At 64.8% G+C, this 25,178-nt stretch carries 23 protein-coding genes and 2 tRNA genes; 9 read left to right on the forward strand and 16 right to left on the reverse strand.

What is annotated here, in order from left to right; all coding sequences use genetic code 11:
- Nucleotides 1-91: 91 nt before the first annotated feature.
- Together QSJ34_RS17470 and QSJ34_RS17475 are read right to left on the reverse strand one after the other, a co-directional pair.
- Complete coding sequence (locus QSJ34_RS17470; protein ID WP_285577751.1) at nucleotides 92-1,621, reverse strand: site-specific integrase; 1,530 nt, start codon at nucleotides 1,619-1,621, stop codon at nucleotides 92-94.
- Nucleotides 1,618-2,646 carry a tyrosine-type recombinase/integrase gene (locus QSJ34_RS17475; protein WP_285577753.1) on the reverse strand — a complete coding sequence of 343 codons (1,029 nt, stop codon included), beginning with the start codon at nucleotides 2,644-2,646 and terminating at the stop codon, nucleotides 1,618-1,620. The genes QSJ34_RS17470 and QSJ34_RS17475 overlap by 4 nt, the downstream gene beginning before the upstream one ends.
- 272 nt (nucleotides 2,647-2,918) lie before the next feature.
- Between QSJ34_RS17475 and QSJ34_RS17480 the strand changes: the two genes are divergently transcribed.
- Nucleotides 2,919-3,209: a JAB domain-containing protein gene (locus tag QSJ34_RS17480; RefSeq protein ID WP_285577755.1), complete on the forward strand. Its 291-nt coding sequence runs from the start codon at nucleotides 2,919-2,921 to the stop codon at nucleotides 3,207-3,209.
- Between the two features lie 228 nt (nucleotides 3,210-3,437).
- Here QSJ34_RS17480 and QSJ34_RS17485 read toward each other — a convergent pair.
- Nucleotides 3,438-3,527, reverse strand: a tRNA-Ser gene (locus QSJ34_RS17485).
- 83 nt (nucleotides 3,528-3,610) lie between these two features.
- On the opposite strand from QSJ34_RS17485, the gene QSJ34_RS17490 reads away from it, so the two are divergent.
- The 4 genes from QSJ34_RS17490 to QSJ34_RS17505 all read left to right on the forward strand — a co-directional run bounded on the left by QSJ34_RS17490 (nucleotide 3,611) and on the right by QSJ34_RS17505 (nucleotide 6,214).
- Nucleotides 3,611-3,703: transfer RNA gene (locus tag QSJ34_RS17490), tRNA-Ser, on the forward strand.
- 358 nt (nucleotides 3,704-4,061) lie between these two features.
- The gene (locus QSJ34_RS17495; protein WP_285577757.1) at nucleotides 4,062-4,436 is read left to right on the forward strand and encodes a YciI family protein; all 375 of its coding nucleotides are present in this window, start codon (nucleotides 4,062-4,064) and stop codon (nucleotides 4,434-4,436) included.
- A 19-nt stretch (nucleotides 4,437-4,455) separates the two neighbouring features.
- The gene (locus QSJ34_RS17500; RefSeq protein WP_285577759.1) at nucleotides 4,456-4,908 is read left to right on the forward strand and encodes a DUF1569 domain-containing protein; all 453 of its coding nucleotides are present in this window, start codon (nucleotides 4,456-4,458) and stop codon (nucleotides 4,906-4,908) included.
- Between the two features lie 160 nt (nucleotides 4,909-5,068).
- Nucleotides 5,069-6,214: a DUF4382 domain-containing protein gene (locus QSJ34_RS17505; RefSeq protein ID WP_285577761.1), complete on the forward strand. Its 1,146-nt coding sequence runs from the start codon at nucleotides 5,069-5,071 to the stop codon at nucleotides 6,212-6,214.
- Nucleotides 6,215-6,280: 66 nt separating this feature from the next.
- Here the strand turns inward: QSJ34_RS17505 and QSJ34_RS17510 are convergent, their stop codons facing one another.
- A complete protein-coding gene (locus QSJ34_RS17510) occupies nucleotides 6,281-7,366 on the reverse strand; it encodes a branched-chain amino acid aminotransferase (RefSeq protein ID WP_420798880.1) in 1,086 nt (361 codons plus the stop codon).
- A 53-nt stretch (nucleotides 7,367-7,419) separates the two neighbouring features.
- Nucleotides 7,420-8,883, reverse strand: a complete 1,464-nt coding sequence (locus QSJ34_RS17515; RefSeq protein WP_285577765.1) for an aminotransferase-like domain-containing protein — start codon at nucleotides 8,881-8,883, stop codon at nucleotides 7,420-7,422.
- 171 nt (nucleotides 8,884-9,054) lie between these two features.
- Between QSJ34_RS17515 and pfp the strand changes: the two genes are divergently transcribed.
- From pfp to QSJ34_RS17530, 3 genes are all read left to right on the forward strand, one after another.
- Complete coding sequence (pfp, locus tag QSJ34_RS17520) at nucleotides 9,055-10,371, forward strand: diphosphate--fructose-6-phosphate 1-phosphotransferase (RefSeq protein WP_285577767.1); 1,317 nt, start codon at nucleotides 9,055-9,057, stop codon at nucleotides 10,369-10,371.
- A gap of 46 nt (nucleotides 10,372-10,417) precedes the next feature.
- Nucleotides 10,418-10,963 (forward strand): DUF4136 domain-containing protein, encoded by a 546-nt coding sequence (locus QSJ34_RS17525; protein WP_285577769.1) that lies wholly within the window; start codon nucleotides 10,418-10,420, stop codon nucleotides 10,961-10,963.
- Nucleotides 10,964-11,075: 112 nt separating this feature from the next.
- On the forward strand, nucleotides 11,076-11,915 hold the full coding sequence (locus QSJ34_RS17530) for a DoxX family protein (protein WP_285577771.1): 840 nt from the start codon (nucleotides 11,076-11,078) through the stop codon (nucleotides 11,913-11,915).
- Between the two features lie 46 nt (nucleotides 11,916-11,961).
- On the opposite strand, the gene QSJ34_RS17535 is transcribed toward QSJ34_RS17530, so the two are convergent.
- Complete coding sequence (locus tag QSJ34_RS17535) at nucleotides 11,962-12,681, reverse strand: queuosine precursor transporter (protein WP_285577773.1); 720 nt, start codon at nucleotides 12,679-12,681, stop codon at nucleotides 11,962-11,964.
- 104 nt (nucleotides 12,682-12,785) lie between these two features.
- Here QSJ34_RS17535 and tpx point away from each other — a divergent pair, with 104 nt between their 5' ends.
- Nucleotides 12,786-13,283, forward strand: a complete 498-nt coding sequence (gene tpx, locus QSJ34_RS17540; protein WP_285577775.1) for a thiol peroxidase — start codon at nucleotides 12,786-12,788, stop codon at nucleotides 13,281-13,283.
- Between the two features lie 51 nt (nucleotides 13,284-13,334).
- Here tpx and QSJ34_RS17545 read toward each other — a convergent pair whose 3' ends face one another.
- The 10 genes from QSJ34_RS17545 to nuoH form a co-directional block, all read right to left on the reverse strand.
- Entirely contained in the window at nucleotides 13,335-14,582 is a 1,248-nt protein-coding gene (locus QSJ34_RS17545; protein ID WP_285577777.1) for an MFS transporter, read from the reverse strand.
- Between the two features lie 6 nt (nucleotides 14,583-14,588).
- Nucleotides 14,589-15,806 carry an ABC transporter permease gene (locus tag QSJ34_RS17550; RefSeq protein WP_285577779.1) on the reverse strand — a complete coding sequence of 406 codons (1,218 nt, stop codon included), beginning with the start codon at nucleotides 15,804-15,806 and terminating at the stop codon, nucleotides 14,589-14,591.
- A 114-nt stretch (nucleotides 15,807-15,920) separates the two neighbouring features.
- Nucleotides 15,921-17,486 (reverse strand): efflux RND transporter periplasmic adaptor subunit, encoded by a 1,566-nt coding sequence (locus tag QSJ34_RS17555; protein ID WP_285577781.1) that lies wholly within the window; start codon nucleotides 17,484-17,486, stop codon nucleotides 15,921-15,923.
- A gap of 109 nt (nucleotides 17,487-17,595) precedes the next feature.
- On the reverse strand, nucleotides 17,596-19,095 hold the full coding sequence (locus QSJ34_RS17560; protein ID WP_285577784.1) for an NADH-quinone oxidoreductase subunit N: 1,500 nt from the start codon (nucleotides 19,093-19,095) through the stop codon (nucleotides 17,596-17,598).
- Nucleotides 19,092-20,717 (reverse strand): complex I subunit 4 family protein, encoded by a 1,626-nt coding sequence (locus QSJ34_RS17565; protein WP_285577786.1) that lies wholly within the window; start codon nucleotides 20,715-20,717, stop codon nucleotides 19,092-19,094. Before QSJ34_RS17565 ends, QSJ34_RS17560 begins: the two co-directional genes overlap by 4 nt.
- A gap of 8 nt (nucleotides 20,718-20,725) precedes the next feature.
- Nucleotides 20,726-22,630 carry an NADH-quinone oxidoreductase subunit L gene (nuoL, locus tag QSJ34_RS17570; RefSeq protein ID WP_285577788.1) on the reverse strand — a complete coding sequence of 635 codons (1,905 nt, stop codon included), beginning with the start codon at nucleotides 22,628-22,630 and terminating at the stop codon, nucleotides 20,726-20,728.
- Between the two features lie 7 nt (nucleotides 22,631-22,637).
- A complete protein-coding gene (nuoK, locus tag QSJ34_RS17575; RefSeq protein ID WP_420798881.1) occupies nucleotides 22,638-22,967 on the reverse strand; it encodes an NADH-quinone oxidoreductase subunit NuoK in 330 nt (109 codons plus the stop codon).
- Nucleotides 22,968-22,986: 19 nt separating this feature from the next.
- Nucleotides 22,987-23,481 carry an NADH-quinone oxidoreductase subunit J gene (locus QSJ34_RS17580; RefSeq protein WP_285577792.1) on the reverse strand — a complete coding sequence of 165 codons (495 nt, stop codon included), beginning with the start codon at nucleotides 23,479-23,481 and terminating at the stop codon, nucleotides 22,987-22,989.
- Between the two features lie 8 nt (nucleotides 23,482-23,489).
- Complete coding sequence (locus QSJ34_RS17585; RefSeq protein WP_285577794.1) at nucleotides 23,490-24,053, reverse strand: NuoI/complex I 23 kDa subunit family protein; 564 nt, start codon at nucleotides 24,051-24,053, stop codon at nucleotides 23,490-23,492.
- Nucleotides 24,054-24,062: 9 nt separating this feature from the next.
- Nucleotides 24,063-25,136 carry an NADH-quinone oxidoreductase subunit NuoH gene (gene nuoH, locus QSJ34_RS17590; RefSeq protein ID WP_285577796.1) on the reverse strand — a complete coding sequence of 358 codons (1,074 nt, stop codon included), beginning with the start codon at nucleotides 25,134-25,136 and terminating at the stop codon, nucleotides 24,063-24,065.
- Nucleotides 25,137-25,178: the final 42 nt, after the last annotated feature.

Genomic DNA, 25,178 nt, shown 5'->3' on the forward strand with positions numbered 1-25,178 from the left:
GCTACATTTTCCTTGGCATCTAGACACCCTCTAGTCACCAAGTTATTGATGCCTGGATCAATGATCCGCCCGTGAACCGATTTACTACTTTTCATTGGGAGTCACTCCCATCCAATTCGATCGCTTCAACGACCGCTTGAACGCCATGGATGGCAGAGTCAAGCTGGGCCGCCAACAGCAATCCCGTTCTCCCTGTTTCAAGTAATCGACGCTTCCGATCCTGTAGTTGTTGAAGGTAGACCAGGTGGTTTCTACTCTTCAAAGCAACCAGGTACTCACACCCATAACAACTCAATGGCGGATCGAGGCGACACTGCCGTTTCGATCCACACTCCCCGATTTCTAAGATAGCCTTGTTCGATTGCGCAAAAATAGCCCGAGCTGGCGACACTTGATCTACTAATCGCCCAGAGTACCGATCGATAATTTCTCCAAGATTTTGATCGACAAGCCGATTATACAAACTGTCCTGGTCGGACCTAATTCGGTAATAGTGCTTCGCAGAATTCAAGGATGTGTGGCCGAGTTTCCGCGCAAGGACTGTCATCGGAACACCCCTATTCGCAAGTAGGGTTCCGAAAGTGTATCTAAGCGACTGAGCGCTTACCTTTCGTCGGGTATTGGTGCGACTCGATATGACAGGAATTTCGTTGCACCAAACTCGAATCTTCATACTCAGATGGTCATAGTTCCAATGCCAGCGAAACGGGTCCTCTACTCTACTTCGAGCCTCAGCCCTGAAGATCAACGGTCGAAAGTCTCCAACCTTGGTTTCAAATCGATTCCTGTTCTGTTGGATTAGATCTCCAATCAGTCTGGCCAATTCCGTCTCTAGCCCAATTTCGATAGGAGGGTTGCGTCTGGGGTCATCGTACCTCTGCTTCACTAAATGTACTTTCAATCTGAACCACTCATTCCCTCCGATTTTTTCCGATACAAAATCATCCTCCCGAATCATGGCAATCGATGCTGGACGTAATCCAAATGCCCCTACAAGAATCAGGACAACCTTACCTTCGAGTGGAAGTGTGGAACTCTTCCATACCCCTTTGATGAAATTCGCGAACTCAACTTCATCGAGAGGCCCCAACTGCGGGTCCATGTTCCTCACCGGCATTAGCGCAGGCCGCAAAACCTTAATCGATCGAACCTTGTGAAGGACGTCTTCAGTGACGAGATCAGGCCGGACATCTCCAATCCATTGAAGGAACAGCTTCCAAAATGGCCAATAGCCAATGAGGCCCTTTGTTCTCACCCATCCCAAAATCCCTGAAACTTGAGGCCAATCAAAGCTCTTCCACTGCTCTACCCCCCCGGTATTCAGTTCATACCCCCGAAGAGGAGAAAGCAGGCCATTCCAGACTGATCTGATGGAGGAATCAGCTTTTGATCTAATGACATGACGCATGAATTCCTTGGTCACTTCTGCCAACTCTCCCCTTAGAGGAAACTCGGTCCAGTCCAATCGAACGCTAATGGCATGTCGTCCACCGCGAAGAATCCAAGTGTCATTTTCGATAATCGCTTTTGCCCCACCTTTGGTTAGCAACTCCGTTAGCTGGGCTTCGGGTCCCTCGCCATTCTGATTTGGTTTAGAGATGATGGACTTCATCGGGCTCATTCGCTCTCCACGATGGAAAGGAACTTCTTCTGCATCTCTCGACAGACCGATTGGGCCATAGCCTCGATCCGCCTGTCCGCGTACCTATTTCCGGTATCGCTCGTTTTCGACCACCCATTGAGATAGTTCAAATATCGCTTCGCATCCTCATCTCCAATCCCCCTGGCATCAAAAAAGTCCATCAAACACTCTGTGTACGTGTGCCGGAGGGTATGCGGAGTAAGTCTACTCTCTCGAAACTCCGGGATTGCCCTCCTCAATGTTGCAAACAAAGCGTTCACGCTGTTCAATGCCATGGGCTGGCCACCTCGAGATAGAAAGAGAAAGGGGCTTTGCCAGGCCCCGGGGGAGGCGCTACGAGCTTTGAGAAACCTCCACATAACACCCGGAAGCCCGGCGTCTTCCGATATTGCCGTTCCAAAACCCTCCAGTGGGATCAATCGGCCGTTCGTTTTGACCTCCGGCTCTATCAATCTAGGATCCTCAGGGTCGTCTGGCCTTCGAACCACCTGTATGTAATTGTTTCGAGCAAGGACAAGGTCTGAGGTCCTGAGCTTGAGCGCCTCCCCACGTCGAATTCCCGTAAAGAAGAAGAGAAGCAAGAGGGCGTAGTTTCGCTCTCGCACATCATGGGAAAATGGGTTCTCGCTTGAATCAGGTCGGATAACCTCTAGGAATCGGCTTCGTAGACCAGGGCTCAAACTGCGCCCCTGACCACCCTTCCCACGTGGTCGTAAGGCCTTCATCCGCTTCAGGAAATGGTCCCGTTTGAGGTGGTAATGCCGAGCCATTTCTCCCGTACGCCTGGAGAGCTGAACGCCGGACCACCAATCGAGGTACCCGATAATCACTTGAAAGTCCGCTGAAGTGGTAGAGGCCAGGACTTCCCCACGATGAACGGAGTTCGTCCTGTGCCTACTTCTGAACTCCTCAAGGAGGCCGAGCGCTTCGTGCTCGTACAAAAAATTTGCGGTTCGTACCCGCTCATCCAGATCCAAGCCGAGGGCTTCGAACCAGGAGTACATCCTTGCTAAGGCTGCTGCATCCCTACGTAGAGTGCTTGCCTGGACTCGTGGCCTACGGATAAGAAGCAACCACTGATTCGAAGGGCGATGGGGCAACCCGCCGCTATCAGCCACCAGCGAATCTCTTTCTCCATCGCTATGAATGATATGCCTACATGTAAACAATCGATGCCTCCGACCAGAAGACGATAGATGTTTGACATTTTTTTGAACAAGTGTATTGAATTTTATGCACCAGAATGAGGCTGAGCAAGGGCGAAAAGGTGTAACACATGTCGACTGTTAAATCCTTTTTATGTATCTATTACGGAAAACATCTAACAACTCAGGTCCATCTTAGACCTAACTTCCGCGAGGCCCTGCGCTACGGCGCCACCACGGCCCTCGCCTACCACAACCATCCCAGTGGCGACCCCACCCCCAGCCGCGAGGACACCCAGCTCACGCGACGCCTACAAGCCGCCGGAGAATCCCTGGGTGTGCCCCTCGCCGACCACCTCATCCTCGGACACGGCCGCTACCACAGCTTCCGCGCCGCCGAAGGCTGGGATGCCAAGGCCTGATACGACGACGCCCCGCATCGCGGGGCGCTGGTTGGCGGAGGGAGAGGGATTCCCTCCAGGGCCACCGCTCCGCGGCGTCCCTTCCGGCCGCAGGCAGCGCTGGCACGCCGCTTCACGCCTCCGGCAGTCCCCCGGACTGCCTCCGCCTGCGGCTACCTGCCAGCCCTGCTCTGATTTCGAATCCCTCTCCCCCTATTACGACGACGCCCCGCATCGCGGGGCGCTGGTTGGCGGAGGGAGAGGGATTCGAACCCCCGGTGAGCTTCCGCCCACGCTAGTTTTCAAGACTAGAGCCATCAACCGCTCGGCCATCCCTCCAGACCTCCATCTTGAAGGCTGGGGGCGGCTTCCGGCAAGAAGCCTTGTGTCCAGCGGTCCTCAAAGGTAATCTGGAAAGCCTTGGAGAGATGCCGGAGTGGCCGATCGGGCTCGCCTGCTAAGCGAGTGTATTGGGTAAACCAGTACCGGGGGTTCGAATCCCCCTCTCTCCGCCACCGAAGCCGCCGCAAGGCGGCTTCGCTTCTTTCGGAAGAGGGGGATTCGAAGTCACTGAATCACCGGCTTTCGTTCTGGCCCGGACGTGGCAGCCCAGCGGGCTGATGCGTCTGGGACAGAAAGCCGCGTGATTCGTGCGAACGGAGGGCCGGAGGACCGGAGTGCCCCCTCTCTCCGCCACCGAAGCCGCCGCAAGGCGGCTTCGCTTCTTTCGGAAGAGGGGGATTCGAAGTCACTGAATCACCGGCTTTCGTTCTGGCCCGCTGGGCCACCGAAAATTTCGCAACATGAAGTGTCCTTTCCGGGCCGGGCCAGACGACTACCTGGTGAATGGGCTCGAAGCCCCGGAGGGACACCATGAAATACCTGTGCCTGATCTTTTTTGACGAAACCCAGCTGGAGCGGCTGTCCGAGCCTGAAGCCCGGGCCTTGATCAAGGAAGCCTCCCAGTTCAACTCGGAGCTGCGCGAGCACGGCCACTTCCTCGCCGCCCAGCCGCTCCAGCCCACCCGCATGGCCACGACCCTGCGCCTCCGCGGTGGCAAGAGGGAGGTGATGGACGGGCCCTTCGTCGAAACCCATGAGCAGATCGGGGGCTTCATCCTCATCGAGGCGCGGGACCTGGACGAGGCCCTTCAGCTGGCCTCGAGGATCCCCGTGGCCCGGCTCGGCGGCGTCGAGGTCCGGCCCATCATGGAAGCCCCCGCCCACCTGCTCCAGGAATCGATCTGACCCTCCAGAGGAGCTCCACATGAAGAACCTGTTTGAAGCGCCGGCCGTGGAAAGCTTGAAGACACGCCTCGCGAGCCTGGCCCCCGAACAGCCGCGGCTCTGGGGGCGCATGAACGCGGCTCAGGCACTGGCGCATTGCTCGGCGGGCCTGGAGATGGCAATGGGATTCAGACGTCCGCCGAGGGATCTGCTGGGCCGAATCATCGGCCGGATCATCAAGCGGCTGGCCCTCGGAAATGAGGAGCCCATGCGCCGGAACACCCCGACCCAGCAGGATCTGGTGGTGACGGGGACACCGGACTTCGAGGCGGAGCGCGCGCGGCTCAGGGGGCTGATCGACACATTCTCCACCGGCGGCCCCGAGGTCTGCAGCACGCATCCGCACACCTTCTTCGGCCCGCTCACACCGCAGGAATGGTCGGTCCTGATGTACAAGCACCTGGACCACCACCTGCGGCAATTCGGCGCCTAGGAAGGCACCCATGCGAAAAATGAAACTGGAAATGCAGGTCTCGCGGCTCATCTACGATCGCCCCCGGGAACGCCCTGGAAACGGAAGCCGCGATCCGTCCCTTCAACCTCGGGAAACCCGACGGGTCTAGACTGGGGGGTCGACTCACCCGGAGTTCCTGATGCGTGTTTCCTTGTTTCCAATGGCGCTGCTCGGTCTGGGACTGGCCCTGGCCTGTGGCGGGGGCGGTAGTTCCTCGCAGCCCGCGCCCACGGGCAAGCTGACGATCCGCCTGGGCTCGGACAGTTTCCCTGGCTACAGCCAGGCCGTCGTCAGCGTGGAGAAGGTGGAAGGCAGCACCGACGGCAGCAACTGGATGACCCTCGGCAACGTGAAGAAAACCTATGACCTGATGGTGCTGCAGAACGGCCACAGCACGGTGATCCTGCCCGCCACGACCGTCTCGCCCGCGACCTACACCCAGTTCCGTATCACCTGGGCCACGGACAACTACACCTCGCCCATCAGCAAGCCGGCCTACGTGTGGCCCACGGGCGCGGCCGTGGGCCAGCCCCTGGCCATGCCCACCACCACCCTCGTGAACGGACCCGTCACCGTGGCGGCCAACGGCGATGTCACCGCCCAGATCATGCTGAGCGGCCTGCAGCCCGTGCAGTTCCGCGCGGGGAGCACGGCCTATACCTTCCAGGCCGTGGGGCGCGCCCTCGATCTGGCGGCGAGCGCCAGCATCACGGGCCAGGTGGCCGACGGAAGCACGCCCCTGGCCGGAGCCGAAGTCTTCGCCGAAACCGTGGATGGCGTCGGATTCGCCACCCTGCAGCGGCGGGCCTTCGCGGATGCCTCCGGCACCTTCGTGCTAGAGGGGCTCCCCACCGGCAGCCTCTACTACGTCGTTTCACAGCCGGCCGCCTCCAGCAGCACCTGCTACGGGGCCAAGGCCTCCGCGGCCGTGAACGCCACGAGCGCCGCCGCCTACCCCACCAGCCTCGCGTTCAGCGCGCCGCAGACGCCGGGTTCGCTCACGCTCACCATCACACCCGCCTCCCTCGCCACCCAGAGCACCTGGGGCGAGCTGAGGCAGACCCTCGCGACGGGCGCTTCGGGATCCCAGACGCTCATCGTGCGCGCCCAAGCCGCGGACTCGGGCCTCACACAGGATCAGGCGGGCTTCCTGAACCTGGCTCCGGGCACCTACGGTGTGGCCGCCCAGCGCAGCACCTCCCTGGCGGCGCCGGTCCTGAAGGCCGGCTCCCAGGTGCCCGTGAGCGCCGGCGCCCTCGCCACGACCACGCTGAGCTACCCCTAGCCCGCAACATCCCCATCCAGAAAAAGGCCCGCCGGATGGCGGGCCTTTTCGTCGGTCGAAGCGGGCTCAGACGATCTTCGTCATCCAACCGTGGGTGTCGGGAGCGAGGCCGTGCTGCAGGTTCAGGAGGGCCTCGCGCAGCTTGGCGGCCACGGGGCCCGTCTCGCCCTTGTTGATGTCCCAGTTGCCACGGCGCGACTTCACGTGACCCACGGGCGTGATGACGGCGGCGGTGCCACAGGCGAAGGCCTCGGTCATGCGGCCTTCGGCGATGGCGGACTTCCACTCGGCCACGCTGATCTTGCGCTCCTCGGCGCGGAAGCCCTGTTCGCGGGCCAGCTGCAGCAGGCTGTCGCGGGTGATGCCGGGCAGCAGGGTGCCGGTGAGTTCGGGCGTGACGACGACGGTTTCGCCCTTCTCCTGGTAGACGAAGAAGATGTTCATGCCGCCCATTTCTTCGATGTACTCGCGCTGGATGGCATCCAACCAGACCACCTGGTCGCAGCCCTCTTCCTTGGCCTGGCGCTGAGCCACGAGGCTGGCGGCGTAGTTGCCCGCGCACTTGGCGAAGCCGGTGCCGCCGGGCGCGGCGCGGACGTAGTCATCGGAGATCCACACGGTCACGGGCTTCACGCCCGCGGGGAAGTAGGCACCGCTGGGGCTGGCGAGCAGCACGAAGAGGTATTCGTTGCTGGGGCGCACGCCCAGGGCGGCTTCCGTGGCGATCATGAGGGGGCGCATGTAGAGGCTTTCACCGACGGCGCCAGGCACCCAGGCCTTGTCCTGCGAGATGAGGGCCTTGGCGGCGCCGATGAAAATCTCCTCGGGCAGCTCGGGCATGGCGAGGCGGGCGGCCGAGGCGTTGAAGCGTCGGGAGTTCGCGTCGGGGCGGAAGGAGGCGATGCTGCCATCGGGCTGCTTGTAGGCCTTGAAGCCCTCGAAGATGGCCTGGCCGTAGTGCAGCACGGAGGCGGCGGGATCCATCTCGATGGGGCCGTAGGCCTTCAGCACGCCCTTGCCCCAGCCCTTCCCTTCCACGTAGGGCACCACGACCATGTGGTCCGTGAAGATGCGGCCGAAGCCGGGGTTGGTCATGCGGGCGGCGCGCTCCTCGGCGCTGGCCGGGTGGGCGGAGGGTCGGATCTCGATCATGGCGTCATTCGCGGTGAGACTCACAGGTACTCCTTTGAAAAAGAATGACTGGATCAGGCCCGGTGGACCAGATGTCCGAGCCGCGCGATGGCTTCCCGGGTGGTCTCAGGGTCGTGGGTGGAGAAGTTCAAGCGGAGGCAGTTGGTGCCCCGGCCGTCGGCGAAGAAGAGGGGGCCCGGCGCGAATCCCAGGCCGTGCTGCAGGGCGTCGCGGTGCAGATCGAGCGCCGAAAACTCCTCGGGCATCACCACCCAGAGGTGCATGCCGCCCTTGGGCTCCGATACCTGGGTGCCGGGGGGGAAGTGCTCGGCCAGGGCCTCCACCATGGCGTCGCGGCGCTCCTTCAGCGCGCGGCGCAGACGGGCCAGGTGACGGCGGAAGCCGCCCGTGTCGAGGAAGCGCGCCACCACGGCCTGCATGAGGGGCGGCTGGGCGATGGTCTGCACCTCCTGGATGGGCGCCATGCGCCGCAGCAGGTCGTCCCTGGCGATGAGGTAGCCCATGCGCAGACCCGCCGCCAGGGACTTGGAGAAGCTGCCCAGGTGGATGACGTGGTCCGCGCCCTCGAGGCGCCGGAAGGGCGGCAGGGAATTGCCGGAGAAGCGCAGGTCGCCGTAGGCCGAATCCGTCACGAGGATCACGCCGTGGGCCCGCGTCAGAGCCAGCACGCGCTCGCGGCGGGCCTTGGACTGGGTCATGCCGGTGGGATTGTGGAAGCTCGGCACCGTGAAGAGCATCTTGGCTTCGCTGCGCTGCAGGGCCGAGGCCAGCCGCTCGGGATCCAGGCCCTGGCGGTCCACGGGCACGGGCACGGCCTCGCGCCCCAGGGCTCGGATGAGCGCCAGGATGCCCACGTAACATGGGCTTTCCACGAGCACGCGGTCGCCGGGCACCGTGAAGGATTCCAGGGCCAGGGCCAGGCCCGACTGGGCGCCCGGAATGGATCGGATGCCCCAGCCCTCATCGATGGGCTCGCCCTCCGAGGCCAGCCAGCGGCCCACGGCCTCTAGGTAGGGCTGGTAGCCCGCGGGCGCGGAGTAGACCCAGGCCTCCGATCCCAGATCCTTCAGCACCTGGGCCGTGAGGCGTCGCAGTTGCTCACCGGGCAGCAAATCTGAAGGGATGAAGCCGGCGGAAAAGCTCACGAGGTGGCGGTCCTGGGCCCGTTCCAGGGTCTCGCCCAGCCAGGAGCCCAGCTCGCCGTCGTGGGCCAAGAGGGGCGAGCCCTCGAAGGGGAACTCGCTGCTGGCCCGCAGACCTGGCGCTTCTGGAAGCCGCGGCGCCACGAAGCTGCCCCGGCCCTGCACGGTCTGGATCCAGCCCGTGCGCTTCAATCCGGCGATGGCCTTCAGCACCGTGAGGCGGTGCACGCCCCAGCGCTGGGCCAGTTCGGGTACGGCGGGAAGGCGCGAGCCCGGCCGCCACTCGCCCTGCTGGATCAGGCCGCGAAGCCGCCTCTGCAGCTGCAGATAGAGGGGGCTGGACGCGCCAGGGTCGAGGGTGGGATCGAGAACCATCCCCACCAGGATCGGCCTGAATGCTCTGAAAATCAAAGAAACGAAACGCAAAGCACAGCCCGGAACAGACCATCTGGCCCGAAAGATGGGCAGCCACTGATTTCTCAGACCACCCTAGACCATTCGCCCTGGCCCCCGGTGCTACCCTCAGACCGTCCATGGAGGCTGGTCATGAGCCACCCCAAGAGACTTGCCATCCTCGTCGGCGGGGGGCCGGCACCCGGGATCAACAGCGTCATCAGTGCCGCCACCATCCGCGCCAACCTCGAGGGTGTCGAAGTCCTGGGCATCCGCGACGGCTTCGAGTGGATCATGCAGGGCGACATCGGCCACGTGCAGGTCCTCGAGATCGACGAGGTGAGCCGCATCCACTTCCGGGGCGGCTCCTACATCGGCATCTCCCGGGCCAACCCCACGCGGGATCCCCAGCATCTCGAAAACGTGGTGATCTCCCTCCTCCGCCTGAACGTCTCCATGCTCGTCACCATCGGCGGCGACGACACGGCCTACTCGGCCATGCGGGTGGAGGAGAAGGCCGGCGGGCGCATCCGGGTGGTGCACGTGCCCAAGACCATCGACAACGACCTGGACCTGCCGCCCCCGGTGGATACCTTCGGTTTCCAAACGGCCCGCCACCTCGGCGTGGACATCGTGAAGAACCTGATGGTGGATGCCAAGACCACGTCGCGCTGGTACTTCGTCATCGCCATGGGCCGGAAGGCGGGACACCTCGCCCTGGGCATCGGGAAGGCCGCCGGAGCCACCCTGACCCTGATCCCCGAGGAGTTCACGGGCGAGAAGGTCTCCCTCAAGACCCTGGTGGACACCCTGGTGGGCGCCTACATCAAGCGGCTGTCCTACGGCCGGCGGGACGGCGTGGCGGTCCTGGCCGAGGGCCTGGTGTTCTCCCTGGCCCCCGAGGACCTGGCCCAACTGGAGGAGATCGAGCGCGACGCCCACGGGAATCTGCGTCTCGCCGAGGTGAACCTGGGCGAGCTCCTGAAGGCCCAGGTGCAGAAGCGCCTGCAGGGTTTCGGCATCAAGTCCACCATCGTGGCAAAGAACATCGGATACGAGCTGCGCTGCGCGGACCCCATCCCCTTCGACATGGAATACACGCGGGACCTGGGCTACTGCGCGGCCAAGGTCCTGCTCTCGGGCGGCAACGCCCTCATGGTCTCCATGCAGGGCGGCCATTTCGTGCCGGTGCCCTTTGCGCAGATGCTGGACTCAGCCACCGGCAAAGCGAGGCTGCGTCTCGTGGACATCCACTCCACGCGCTACGCCATCGCGCGCCGCTACATGATCCGCCTGCGCAGGGACGACTTCGAGGATCCCCATGAACTGGCGAAATTCGCGGCCACCGTCGGCCTGAGCCTTCAGCAGTTCCGCCTGGAATTCGAAGGCCTCATCGCCGCCGAGCCCCCGCCCCTGATCCTGGAACCGGAACCCCACCCCAGCCCCGCGGGTTCGGGGTGCCCGGACTAAACCGATTCAGCACCCGGGGCGTCCATACTGGTGCTCTGGAGGTTCCATGCGCGCCGCTACCCTGTCCGCAGCCCTGCTTTCCCTGGTCTTCCTGGGGGCCTGCAGCAGCTACAACGTCACCTATGACTACGACGTCACCGCCTCGTACGGCCGCTACAAGACCTTCGACTACTACACCTCGAAGAAGGGCACCGGCGGCACCACCAACCTCATGGACAAGCGCGTGCGGGCCGCGGTGGAAAAGGAACTGCAGGCCAAGGGCTTCGTCATGGAGACGAAGGCCGATCCCGATTTCCTCGTGACCTACTACCCCATCGTGCATGATCGGAAGGTGCGCACCACCACCCACATGGGCTGGGGTTGGGGCTGGGGCTACCGGCCCATGTACGGGCGCATGGGCGTGTCCAGCAGCGAGGTGCGACACTACAAGGAAGGCACCATCGTCATCGAAATCGTGGACTTCAAATCGAACCAGATGATCTGGCAGGGCGCCGCCGCCGGAGCCCTCACGGGCCTGAACAACCCCGAGGACGCCGACGAGGTGGTGCCCAAGGCCGTGCGTGACATCCTGGCCAAGTTCCCGCCCAAGTGAGCCTCCGGGCCCTCGCCGCGGGGCCGGCTGTGACGAGCCGTGTGAAACGCGGGGCCAACGGTCTGGAAAACCCCACCCCTGCCGGGCAGGCTGAAGACTCCCCCGAGGTCCCATGCCGATCCTGCCCGCCCTTGCCTGGCGTCCCCGCCCCCTTCTCCGGCCCTGGATCTCGCTGGATTCGGTGCGGTGGGCCGTGGCCCTGCTGCTCCTCCTTCACGGCCTGCACGGGCTCCTGCGGCCCGCTGATCGGGCCGCTCTGGCCACCCTGCTGGCCAGCCACCACGTGCCCATGGGGCACCTCCTGGCCTGGCTCACCTTCCTCACCCAGACCTTCGCCTCCCTGGCCCTGCTGATGCGGCGCTGGGTGCTGCCTGCCGCGCTCGCCCATGCGCTGGTGCTGGCCTTGGGCATCCTGTGGGTGCATGCGCCACGCTGGTACGTGGTGGGAGGCGCCTCCTCACCCGGCCATCCCGGCGCGGAATACAGCGTGTTGCTCCTGGCCTGCCTGGGCACGCTGGCCTGGGTCCACCGGAAGGCCACGCCTTCGGCGGCCTCCGCGGCCCACGGCCTAGAAGTCATCCGCATCACCGCGGCCCTGGTGGTGGCGGCCCATCCCGTTCACGGCTTTTTCGACCTGGCCGGGCTCCCCGCCTTCGGCCGGTTCCTGGAGAGCCTCGGCCTGCCTTGGGGCCTGGCCACGGTGTGGGTCATCCTCATCACCCAGACTCTCAGTTCTCTGCTGCTGGTGGCCCGGCGGCTGCCGATCCCCGCCAGCCTGGCTCACGCGGCCATCCTGGCCATGGGCATCTGGACTGTGCATGCGCCGGACTGGTTCGTGGTGGGCCCGGGAGAAAATGGCATGGAGTTCAGCCTCCTGCTCATCACCTGTTTCCTGGCCCCGGTTCTGGCGGCCTGGCCCCGACGGGCCCTGCTGGCGGAAATCCGGGCTTGATCAAACTCTGGATCGCCACCACCCGCTTCACCCACCAACTGGGCCCTCAGGCATCCTTCACGAAGGGGCTGAAGTTCGTGCCCTCGTCGTAGACGTCCACGCCCTCGGTGCGCTTGAGGAAGGCGACGATGGCGTAGGTCACGGGCGTCGCCGCGGCCTCGTAGAGCACCTTGAAGAGGTAGCCGCTGCCGGCCATCACGAGGATGGTTTTCACCGGCAGGGTGAAGGCGAAGAGGCCGAAGGTGACCACCAGGCTGTCGACGGCTTGGCCCGCCACCGTGCTGCCCACGGTGCGCGTCCAGAGCCAGCGGCCGCCGGTCCAGAGCTTCATGCGCGCCATGACGTAGCTGTTGACGAACTCGCCAATCCAGAAGGCCGCCAGGCTCGCCAGGATGCCCCGGGTGGCCATGCCGAAGACGATCTCGAAGGCCCGCTGGTTCTCCTTGGGCCAGCCGGGCGCGGGCGGCAGCCACACCATGAAGAGGGCGAAGAAGCCCATGAGCACGTTGGCCAGGAAGGCGATCCAGATGGCCCGGCGGGAGCCGCCGTAGCCGTACACCTCGGTGAAGATGTCGCCGAAGATGTACGTAATGGGAAAGAGCAGCTGGGCACCGCTGAAGATGAAGGGGCCGATCTGGGTCGGCTTGGGACCCACGAGGTTGCTGATGATCAGTACCACGACGTAGATGTGGACCAGCAGCTCGTAGTGCCGGAAGGCGGCGAGCCGCTGGTCCCTCGCGGTGATCTTTTGCAGCAGGGCCTGCACGGAGCCTCCGGGGTGGAAGATCCCAGCCTAACCTAGCCTGGACCTCGAACATTCCTGGGCGGGCTCGGGAGCGTTAGACTGGCCTTTCATCATCAGGAGATCCCATGGCCCAGATCACCCTCAAAGGCAATCCCATCCACACCTCCGGCGACCTGCCGAAGGTCGGCGCGGCGGCCCCGGCCTACACGCTGGTGCGCACGGACCTCTCCGAAGTGAGCGGCAAGGATCTCGCTGGTCAACGCGTGGTGCTGAACATCTTCCCCAGCCTGGACACGCCCACCTGCGCCGCGAGTGTGCGCAAGTTCAACGCCCGCGCCAATGAGAAGCCCAACACGACGGTGCTCTGCATCAGCGCCGACCTGCCCTTCGCCCAGAAGCGCTTCTGCGGCGCCGAGGGCCTGGACAACGTCGTGCCTGCCTCCGCCTTCCGCAACGCGGACTTCGGCCAGGGCTACGGCGTCACCCTCGTCGACGGCCCCCTGAAGGGCCTGCTGGCCCGCGCCGTCGTCGTCGTCGACGAGGCCGGCAAGGTCATCCACACCGAGCTCGTCCCCGAGATCGCCCAGGAGCCCGACTACAACGCCGCCCTGGCCGCGCTGTAGGCCTCCGAAGATCCAACCGGAGCGGCCCTTCGGGGCCGTTTTTTTTTGCCTCTACCCGATGCGATCCATCTTCCGCAGCTCGGGCACGCGCCAGGAGGTGAAGGCCACCACGAGCAGGGTCATGCAACCGCCGAAGACGACGGAGGGCACCAGGCCCATGAGGCGCGCGGCCAGGCCGCTTTCGAAGGCGCCGATCTCGTTGCTCGATCCGATGAAGACCTGGTTCACGGAGGACACGCGGCCCAGCATGTGCTCGGGCGTGAGGGTCTGCAGCAGGGTGGCGCGCAGCACGACACTCACGTTGTCCACGGCGCCGCTGGCGGCCAGCAGGAGCAGGCTCAACAAGAAAGTTCGGCTCAGGGCGAAGGCGATCATGCAGACGCCGAAGGTCCCCACGCAGATCAGCAGGGTGCGTCCCGCGCGGCGCATGGGGGGCCGGTGGGCCATGGCGAGGCCCATGAGCACCGAGCCCACGGCCGGTGCCGCGCGCAGGATGCCGAGACCCTGGGGACCCGTCTGCAACACCTCCTTGGCGAAGACGGGTAGCACGGCCACGGCGCCGCCGAAGAGCACGGCGAAGAGGTCGAGGCTGATGGCGCTCAGCAGCAGCTTCTGCGAAAAGACGAAGCGGAGCCCTTCTCCCAGGCTTTGGAAGATCGAGCCCTCGCGGGGCCGCAGGGCCTTTGGCACGTAGCGGATGGGGATCTGCCCGGCAAAACCCGTGAGCAGCAGGCTCATCACCACCGCATGGGCCGCGACGGGCCCCTTCCATGCGTAGACGAGCCCGCCCAGGGCGGGGCCCAGCACCATGCCCGTGTGGAAGACGGAGGTGCGCCAGGTGGACCCGTTGACATAGAGCGCCTTGGGCAGCAGGTCCGTGCCCAGGGCCACGTTGGCGGGCCGGTAGAAGGCTCGGACGATCCCCGTCAGGAAGATCACGCCGTAGATGGGCGTGGCGGAGCGGGCCCAGGGGCCAGTTGTGACCTGCCACGTGAAGAGCAGCAGCAGGGCCGAACAGAAGGCCAGGCTCAGGACCGAGGTCATGCACAGGCGCAGGCGGTTCAGCCGGTCCGCCACGTGGCCGCCGAAGAGCGCCAGGGCCAGGAAGGGCAGCGCCTCCGAGAGGCCCACCAGGCCCAGGGCCAGGGGGTCTCCCGTGCGCTCATAGACCTGCCAACCCACCACCACGCCCTGCATCTGCAGGCCGAGGGTGATGAGGCCCATGGAGCCGATGAACCAGCGGTAGTTGGGATCGCGAAGAACGGCGTAGGGATCGTGTGAGGCTTCGGGCTCACCCATTGAACATCACTCGTACCTCAGCGCATCAATGACATCCAGATTCGCCGCCTTCAGGGCCGGCAGGAAGCCTGCGACCACGCCCACCACGCCGCTGAAACCGAGGCCCAGCACCACGGCCCAGGTTTCAGTGACGGCGGGCACCTGGAATTTCTGGAGGATGCCGATGGCCGTCATGGCGAAGCCGACGCCGATGAGGCCGCCGAAGAAGGCCAGCACGACGGCCTCCACGAGGAACTGCCAGAGGATGTTCCGCTGGGTGGCGCCCAGGGCGCGGCGGACGCCAATCTCGCGGGTGCGCTCGGTGACACTCACCAGCATGATGTTCGAAATGCCGATGCCGCCCACCACCAGGGAGATGCTGGCCGCCACGGCGAGCAGCGCCGTGAGGATGCCCGCCTGCTGCGTCTGCATCTGTACGATGTCGTCCTGCTTGCGGATCATGAAGGGGTTGTCATCCTTGGGGGCCACCTTCATGCGCTGGCGCAGGAGGGCCGTCACTTCGGCTTCGGCCAGCTCGGCCTTGCCTTCCTGGGCGCTCACCATGATGCGCTGGATCTTGTCGCGGCCCATGATCTTGCGCATGACGGACGTGTAGGGCGCCACGATGAGGTCGTCCTGGTCGCCGAACATGCCGGCGCCCTTCTTTTCCAGCACGCCCACCACCTGGAACGGCAGGGCACCGATGCGGACCGTCTGGCCCACGGGATCATCGCCGTTGGGGAACAGGTTGTCCTTCACGGTCTGGCCCAGCACGCAGACCTTGGCCATGCCGCGCACTTCCGCGTCGGTGAAGAAGCGGCCGCTCTCCATGTCCCAGCCGCGGATCTGGAGGAATTCGGGACTCGTGCCCTGGATCTGGGTCACGTAGTTGCTGTTCTGGAAGACGACCGGACGGGTGGTCGAGACCTGCGCCGCGGCGGCCACCACGCTGCTCTGGGCCAGCTCCTGCTGGATCAGCGGCACATCGCTTTCGAGCAGGATGTCGGCGCTGCCCATGGCCATGGGGCCGAAGCGGTTGCCGCCGCTGCCCGGGAAGATGGTCAGCATGTTGGAACCCATGTTCTGGATCAGGGCGATGGAGGCCCGTTTGGAGCCCTCGCCGATGCCGATCATGGCGATGACCGCGCCGACGCCGACGATGATGCCGAGCATGGTGAGGAAGGCCCGCATCTTGTTGCGGGTGATGGCAAACAGGGCCAGCTTCAGGAACTCCATCGGAGACATGCCCTACCCCCTACCAGGCCCAAGAAATTGCAACGGGGCCTCGCGTATCGCCTCAGGCGATACCGAGAGCATGGCCAGCTTGAGGAACTCCAGGACGCCCATGACCGCCCCCGGCTAGCGCCGTCCGCCCGGGGCTCCGCCCAGCGGCGACGCGGACCCGTTGGCCTGCTTGGCGCTTTCGACGCCCACGAGGACCTGCATGCCCTCGTTGAGGCCTTCGCCCGTGACTTCCGTGAACTGGCCATCGGAGATGCCGGCCTTCACGACGATGGCCTTGGGCTTGCCGTTCTCCAGCACCCAGATGCGATCCTCGCGCTTGGCCACCATGCCGCCCTTGCTGCCGGTACCGGTCTGGGCGCCGCCACTGGGACGCGGACCGCCCATCATCATGGGCTGGCCCAGGCGCGGACCATCGGTCTTCTTCTCGTCCTTGATGAAGGCCGCAGGATTGAAGCGGAGCGCGGCGTTGGGCACGCGCAGCACGTCCTTCACCTGGTTGGTAACGATGGTGACATTCGCCGTCATGCCCGAGCGCAGCGCCAGGTTGCCCATGAATTTGGGCCCGGGCAGCTCGCTGGCGCCGCCCGGAATGTGAGCCAGCACCTGGGGATCCTTCGACGAAGTTGTCGTGGCCGACAGCACCGGGGCCGACTTCATGTCGCGGGAGGCCATGCGCTCCTTGAAGCGCTTCATGAACTCCTGCTTGGTCATGCCCGCCGGCAGGCGGTCCTTCATCCGTTCCCAGGCCTTTTCGGGGTCGGGCGCACCCTCGTGAGAGGCGGCCGGCCGGTCGGCGTGGGTCCCGCCCTTCCCCGCTCCTGATGTGGCGTCGGGCGCGGCCTTGGCCCTGTCACCCTCTTCCGAACCGGGGAGCGGTTCGTTGGGCACGATCATCTCCACCACGTAGTTCACGACGTTCTGCGTCGTGACGGGCTCCTGGCGGACCAGGCTGACCGCCGCGCGGAACTGCTTGTCCGGCAGGCTGTCCACCGTGAACAGGGCCCGCTGGCCCACCTGCACCTCGTCGATGTCCGACTCGCCGATGTTGATCTGGACCTTCATCTTGGAGAGGTCCTGGGCGATCACGTAGAGGCTCGGCGTGCTGAAGCTGGCGGCCACGGTCTGGCCCACGTCGGCCAGGCGGGAGATCACCACGCCGTCCACCGGGGCCGTGATGTTGCAGTAGCCGAGGTTGGTCTTGGCCCGGTCCAGGGCGGCCTTGGCGGATTCCAGACTGCCCTGGGCGTTCTTGAGGGTCGTCGCCTTGGTGTCCAGATCCTGGTCTGCCAGCAGCTTGGCCGCGGAAAGCCGCTGGGCACGTTCGTAGTCCACCTTGGCGAAGTCGTACGAGGCCTGGGCCCGCAACAGGCTGGCCTGAGCGTCCTGGAGCTGGGACTCCCACACGGCGGGGTCGATCTGGGCGATGAGCTGGCCCTTCTTCACGATGCTGTTGTAGTCCACGTACAGGGCCTGGATGACGCCCGAAACCTGGGTGCCCACGGACACCTGCACCACGGGGCTCACGGCGCCCGTGGCATTGATGCGCTGGGTGACGTTGCCCCGGTCGAGCTTGGCCATGCGCCACTTCACTTCGTCCTTGGGCCGGGTCAGAACGTAAGCGGCGCCGCCACCCACCACCACGATGCCGATGCCGAGACCGATCCAGGTGTTCCGCTTCATGGTGCCAAGCTCCACGTGTCAAAGGGCCAGGTCAAGCCCAGCTACAACCTTCGCATAACGATGTATGGACCACCAGATGGGGTTCCCGGTTGAACCCAAATTTTCGCACTCAGCGGATCAGGCCGAGGCCTTCCACCAGGGCGCGCCGGGTGAAACCGTCCGACAGGAAGGTCTGAATGAAGCCCCCCGCCATCACGATGGCCGCGCAGACCAGCACCGTGGCGCCCGCGAAGGGGGCGTGGACGGCGGGACGGTCCGAGGCCAGGCGCTCGGCCTCGGCACTGGGGGCCTGGAGGAAGAGGGCCACCAGGAGACGCAGGTAGTAGTAGGCGGACACGAGGCTCGCCAGCACGCCCAGGATCGCCATGCCCACGTGGCCCGTGCCGACCAGTTCGCGGAAGATCATGTACTTGCCGTAGAAGCCGCCCATGGGGGGGATGCCCGCGAGGCTGAGCATGAAGATCGCCGCCGCCACGCCCATGGCCGGGCGTTTCCAGCCCAGGCCGCGCAGGTCGTCGAAGGTGGTCTTTTCGCCCACGAGGCCGAAGGCCGTCAGCAGGCCGAAGGCGCCCATGTTCATGGCCATGTAGATGACGAGGTAGAACAGCACGCCGTTGAAGGCGGCCGGAGTGCCCGCCACGAAGCCCAGCATGAGGTAGCCCGCGTGACTGATGCTGGAGTAGGCCAGCATGCGCTTGACGTTGGTCTGCACCAGGGCCGTGAGGTTGCCCACCACCAGGGTGGCCACCGCCAGCACGGCGACGACGGACTGCATCTTGGCGCCCACGGCGCCCAGGGGCGCGAAGCTGACGGGGAAGATGCGCATCAGGGCGATGAAGGCGACCCCCTTGGTGGCCACGGACATGAAGCCCGCGATGGGGTGCGGAGAAGCCTCATAGGCGTCCGGCGTCCACTGGTGGAAGGGCACGGCCGATACCTTGAAGAGGAAGCCCAGCAGCATCAGGGCGGCGCCCACGAGCACCAGGGGATCCAGGGCCAGGCCCTGGGTCTTGAGGATGGGCGCGGCCATGCTGAGGTCCAGGGTGCCGCTCAGGCCGTAGATCAGCACACCACCCATGAGGAAGCAGCTGGAGGCCACGGCGCCGGTCAGGAAGTACTTCATGCCGCCTTCGGAGCTTTCGGAGCGCGCGCGCACCGTGCCGACCAGGGCGTAGAGCGGGATGCTGAAGAGTTCGAGGGCCAGGAAGAGCAGCACGAAATTCGAGGTCGAGGCGAAGAGCATCATGCCCACCGTCGCGAACAGCAGCAGGCACAGGGTCTCGCCCTTCACCCAGCCTTCCTGATGGAAGTGGTCCCAGCTCTGCATGATCGTGAGGGCCGCGGCCACCAGCACGAAGATGCCGGTGAACTGGGCCAGCCGGTCCAGATGAAGCTGCCCGAAGCTGGGCTGGGAGCCGGATTTCCAGAGTTCGGTCAGCAGCCAGAAGCTGGCGGCCACGGCCAGCAGGGCCGTGCCGTACATCGCGCCGCGGATCCACTTGGCGGTGGCCTGATCCTTGTCGAGGGCCATGATCGCGATCAGGCAGGCGCCCACGGAGGGGATGATCAGCGGCAGCAGGGCCGCCCATTGGCTAGGGCTGAGGTTCATCGGTGCACCTCGTGGGCGGCGGGTTCGATGGACGCTTCGGGGGCGCCTTCATGCGGGGCCCCGGCTTCATGCGAGGGTGCGGCCTCATGCACGGCGGGCTTCAGCACGAAGGTGCGCGGCGCGGGGGCGTTGGCATCCTTCAGCAGGGCCGTGACGGGCGCCTCGCTGACGGCCACGAAGGTCTTGGGATGGACGCCCATCCAGATGATGAGCACGACGATGGGCAGCAGGACGGCGACTTCGCGGAGGTTGAGGTCGCTGTGGAGGTGGTGGGTGCCGCTGTCTTCGTCCTTGTTCTCGGGGCCCCAGAAGACCCGCTTGAACATCCACAGCATGTAGACCGCGCCCAGCAGCACGCCCGAGGTCGCCAGGCAGGCGTAGAGGCGGCCCCAGCCGAAGCCGGAGAGGAAAGTGCCGTTCAGGATCCAGAACTCGCCGACGAACCCGTTGGTGAGCGGCAGGCCGATGGAGCTCAGCGTCACGATGAAGAAGAAGGCCGTGAACACGGGCATCTTCACTGCCACGCCGCCGAAGTCGGCGATCATGCGCGTGTGGGCCCGGTCGTAGATCATGCCCACGAGGAGGAAGAGCGCGCCGGTGCTGATGCCGTGGTTGAGCATCTGGAGCATGGCGCCCTGGGTGCCGATCACCGTGAAGGAGGCGAGGCCCAGCATCACGAAGCCCATGTGGCTGACGGAGGAGTAGGCCACCAGCTTCTTGATGTCGCGCTGCACCATGGCCACCAGCGCGCCGTAGACGATGGCGATGACGCTAAGGATGGCGATGGGCTTGGCGTAGTGCATCGAAGCCTGGGGGAACATCGGGATGGCGAAGCGGAGAAAGCCGTATCCGCCCAGCTTCAGCAGCACGCCGGCGAGGATGACCGAGCCGGCCGTGGGCGCCTGCACGTGGGCGTCCGGCAGCCAGGTGTGCAGCGGGAAGAGCGGCACCTTGATGGCGAAGGCCACGGCGAAGGCGATGAAGAGCCAGCACTGGACGCCGAAGGGCAGCAGCGAGGCGGCCTGGCCCATGAGCAGCGGGTTGAAGCCGCCGGCCTTGTTGGCCAGGTAGAGCAGCGCCACCAGCCAGAGCAGCGAACCGCTCAGGGTGTAGAGGAAGAACTTGTTGGCCGCGTATCGGCGCTCATCGCCGCCCCAGACTCCGATCATGAAGTACATCGGGATCAGCATCGCTTCCCAGAACAGGTAGAAGAAGAAGAGATCCTGCGCCATCAACGCGCCCAGCATGCCCGTCTCCAGCAGGAGGAACATGGCGGCGAAGGTGCCGATGCGATCCTTGATGCTGTTCCAGGTGCCCAGCATGGTGAGGGGCACGAGGAAGGTCGTGAGGATGACGAGCCAGAGGTTCAGGCCGTCCACCGCCAGCGCGTAGTCCACGGGCAGGCCCACCAGCGTGAACCAGGGCGCGCGCTCCGAAAGCACGCCACCGCCGCCGTGGCCCAGCAGCCAGGCGAGGCTGAGGGCGAAGAAGGCCAGGGCGCCCATGAAACCGAGCATGCGGGAAAGCCGGCCCAGCGCGTGGGGCAGCGCCAGGATCAGAAGACCCAGGATCGCCGGCGCGAAGACCAGGAAGGAGAGGGGATGGGAGTTCAGCCAGGTCATCGCCCCACCTACTTCAGGAAGACATAGAGGAGGATCGCGGCTCCCAGCGCCATGCTGAGCGCGTAGTTGCGCACCCGGCCGGTCTGGAAGAGGGCGGTGAAATCCCCGAAGACCCGGGCCAGCGCGCCCGGCAGGTTCACGCCCACGCCGTCGATGATGATCACGTCGAAGAGCTTCCACAGCAGGTTGCCGAACCAGCGGATGGGCCGCAGGAGGTAGAGCTCGACGCCCTCATCCACGTAGTACTTGTTGAGCAGCAGGTTGTGGACGAAGGGGAATTTCGCGGCGAAGGCCAGTTCCGCCTCGGGGCCATTCTTGTAGGTCCTCCATCCGAGGAAGCCAAAGAAGAGGCCAAGGCCCGTGGAGATCAGGGCGAGCAGGACGGCGGGGCCTTCATGATGGCCGTGGGCCGCGTGCGTCTGGCCGTAGGTGAGGGCCGGCCGTAGCCATTCGCCCACGGCGAAGTGACCGCCGAAAGCCTCGGGCACGCCCCAGAAACCCCAGAGCAGCGAACCCACCGCCAGCAGCATGAGCGGAAGCGTCATCGTCAGCGGGCTTTCATGGGCATGGTCGTAGGCGTGATGATCCCGCGGCTCGCCCCAGAAGGTGAGGGCCATCAGGCGCCACATGTAGAAGGCCGTGCAGCAGGCGCCGATGACGCCCACCACCCAGAGGGCCGGTGACTTCAGGTAGGCGAGGTAGAGGATCTCGTCCTTGCTGAAGAAACCCGAGGTGCCCGGGAAGCCCATGATGGCGATGGTGCCGGCGAACATCGTGATGAAGGTGATCTTGGTCTTCTTCTTCAGGCCGCCCATCTTGAACAGGTCCTGCTCGTGGTGCATGGCGTGGATCACGCTGCCGGCGCCGAGGAAGAGGAGGGCCTTGAACCAGGCGTGGGTAAATACATGAAAGAAGCCCGCGGCGAAACCCGAGGCGCCGAGACCCAGGAACATGTAGCCCAGCTGCGAGACGGTGGAGTAGGCGAGCACCTTCTTGATATCGCGCTGCACGAGGCCGATGGTGGCGGCGAAGAGCGCCGTGGCCGCGCCCACCCAGGCCACCACGTCCATGGTGATGGGGGCCAGGCTGAACACAGGCGCCAGGCGGCAGATCATGTAGATGCCGCTGGTCACCATGGTCGCCGCATGGATGAGGGCGCTGACGGGGGTCGGGCCCGCCATGGCGTCCGGCAGCCAGAGGTAGAGGGGGATCTGGGCGCTCTTGCCCGTGGCGCCCACGAAGAGCATCAGGGTGGCGAAGGTGAGGACGCCGAAACCCACCTCGGGGGCGAGGTGGCCCGCCTGCACGAGGATGTCCGCCACAGTCAGCGTGCCGAAGGCGGCGAAGAGCACCATCATGCCGATGGCCACGCCCAGGTCGCCCACGCGGTTCATGAGGAAAGCCTTGAGGCCGGCATCGGGCGCGAAGTCCGTTTCGAAGAAGTAGCCGATGAGCAGGTAGGAGCAGAGGCCCACGCCTTCCCAACCCACGAACATGAGCACCAGGCTCGAACCCATCACCAGGGTGAGCATGAAGAACACGAACAGGTTCAGGTAGCTGAAGAACCGCGCGTAGCCTTCATCCTCGTGCATGTAGCCCACGGAGTAGAGGTGGATGAGAAAGCCGATGCCCGTGATGACGAGCATCATGGTGCCGCTGAGGGGATCGATGGCCAGGCCGAAGGGCACGCTCATGGAGCCGGTGACCATCCAGTCGCCGTAGTTGAGGATCAGGCGGTGGTCCGGCATGCCCTTCATGGCCAGGAAGGCGGAGGCGGCCAGCAGCAGGGAGGCGAAGACGACGCCCACGCCCACGACGGTGACGACGCCCTTGCCGGCACGCTTGCCCAGAAGGCCGTTGAAGAGTGATCCCAGCAGGGGGAGGATCGGAATGAGCCAGAAATACTTGTTCATCACATCCTCACTGCTTCAGGCTGGCGGCGCGGTCCGAGTCGGTGGTGTCCCGATGGCGGTAGAGGCCGATGACCAGCGCGAGGCCGACGGCCGCTTCGCAGGCGGCCACGGCGATGATGAAGAGGTAGAACACCATGGCCTGTGCATCGCCCCCGCGGAAGCGGGCGAAGGCCAGCAGGGCGACGTTGGCCGCGTTGAGCATCAGCTCTACGCCCATGAACTGCATGAGCAGGGTGCGCCGCAGCAGCACCGCCGCCAGCCCGATGGCGAACAGGAGAAGGGCCACCACCAGGTATCCCTGGAGGCCGCCGTTGAGGGTCGGGAGGATCGCGTCCATGCCGGTCATCGTGGGCTCCTCACAGGTTCCGCTTGGTCAGCGCCACGGCGCCGATCATGGCCGCCAGCAGCAGCAGGCCCGCCACTTCGAAGCCCAGCAGGTGGTCGGCGAAGAGCGTCGTCCCCACCTTCTGAAGGGTCATGGCCTGGGGCATGGCCGCGCCGCGGAGGTCCAGGGCCTTCACTCCGGCGGAGCTCAGCACGAGCTTCACGGCGCCGAAGGCCAGGGCCAGGACGAGCGCCACGGAGACCCAGCGCTGGACGGGCCGGGAGGTCTCGGCCTTCTCCTCCTCGTGGCTGTTCAGCATCATGATCACGAAGAGCACGAGCACCATGATGGCGCCGCTGTAGACGATGATCTGCAGGGCGGCGGCCACGGGGTTGGCCAGCAGCAGAAAGAGGCCGGCCACGCCGAAGAAGGTGGCGACCATGAAGAGGCCCGCCACGATGATGTTCTTCTGCAGCAGCATCCCGAGCGCGCCCAGGAGCGTGATGAGGGCAAAGGTCATGAACATGGCCGCTCCTACAACGCGATCGTGCGGCGAGGCACGGAAGGAGTGTTGTCCTGGCTGATGCGCTCCTTGCCATCGGCCTCGGCGTAGGTGTTCATCAGCTCCCACTTGCCGTAGTTCATGGAGAGGCGGTCGTAGGCGGCCACTTCGTAGTCCTTGCGGAGCCAGATGGCATCCTTGGGGCAGGCCTCTTCGCACATGCCGCAGTAGATGCAGCGCAGCATGTCGATGCTGAACTTGGCGGGGCGCTTCTCCTCGAAGCCCTGGGTGATGTTCAGATCGCTGAACTCCTCGGCCTCGATGCTGATGCAGCGGGCCGGGCAGGCCTCCTGGCACATGAAGCAGGCCACGCACTTGATGGCGCCGTCTTCGAAGCGCTTCAGCTCATGCAGGCCGCGGTAGCCGTCCGGCATCTCCTTCTTCATGTCCGGGTACTGGATGGTGTAGCGCTTCGACGTGGGCGTGAAGAGCTGCTTGATGAAGTGCCGGAAGGTGATGGCCATGCCCTTCGCCACCGGCCAGACATAGGTGCGGTCCAGCCAGCTCAGCTCGACTTTTTTGACGACGACGCCCATCGCCCCTCCTCAGTGGCCCTGGCTCATGCGCCAGGCGTGGAAGACCAGGTTGAACATGGACATCGGCAGCATGGCCTTCCAGCCCAGACGCATCAGTTGGTCATAACGGAAGCGCGGGACGGTCCAACGGATCCAGACGAAGACCCAGGCGAAGAACAGCATCTTCACGAGGAAGCTCAGGATCGACAGCATCACCGGCGGATCCGGCATGAAGGGCACCTGCCAGCCGCCGAAGTAGAGCGTGGCCACCAGGGCCGAGGCCGTCATCAGGTGGGAGTATTCGGCGAGGGCCAGCAGGCTGAACTTCATGCTGCCGTATTCGGTGTTGAAGCCCGCCACGATCTCGCTTTCGCCTTCGGCGAAGTCGAAGGGGAGGCGGTTCGTTTCGGCGAACATGCAGGTGAAGAACACGATGAAACCCAGGGGCTGGTGGAAGATGTTCCAGTTGGGCAGCACGTGCCAGAGGGCCCCGCCCTGTGCGCTGATCACCTCGGCGGGATCGTAGCCGCCCGTGGTCATGAAGATGGTGAGCACGGCGAGGCTCATGCCGATCTCGTAGCTCACCATGGCCGCCGAGGCCCGCATGCCGCCGAGGATGGACCACTTGTTGTTGCTGGACCAGGCGGCCACCAGCACGCCGTAGACGGCCACGCCGCCGATGGCCAGCGGGTAGAGCAGGCCCATGCCGTTGCCGGGATCCAGCACGGAGAGGTGGTAGGTGATGCCGCCACTCACGAAATCCTTGCCGAAGGGAATGACGGCGAAGCCGATGAGGGCGGGCACGAAGGCGAGGAAGGGGGCCAGCCAGAAGAGCTTCTTGTTGGCGTCCGTGGGAACCAGGTCTTCCTTGAAGAAGAACTTGATGCCGTCCGCCAGGAGCTGGGAGAGCCCCAGGATGGGCCAGCGGTTGAACAGCTTGGCCCGGTTGGGGCCGATGCGGTCCTGGATCATCGCCGAACCCCGGCGCTCGACCCAGGTCCACACCGATGCCAGCAGCATGACGGCTGAAAAGACGATGACGACCTTGGCCACCATCCAGAAGATGGCGGGGGTCATATGAAGCAGGCTCGCGAGCTTATCCATGGGCGGCTTCCCGGCAGGACCACCGGCGGGGGTGGCCCAACC

The organism is Geothrix limicola (assembly GCF_030268085.1).
Taxonomy (GTDB): domain Bacteria; phylum Acidobacteriota; class Holophagae; order Holophagales; family Holophagaceae; genus Geothrix; species Geothrix limicola.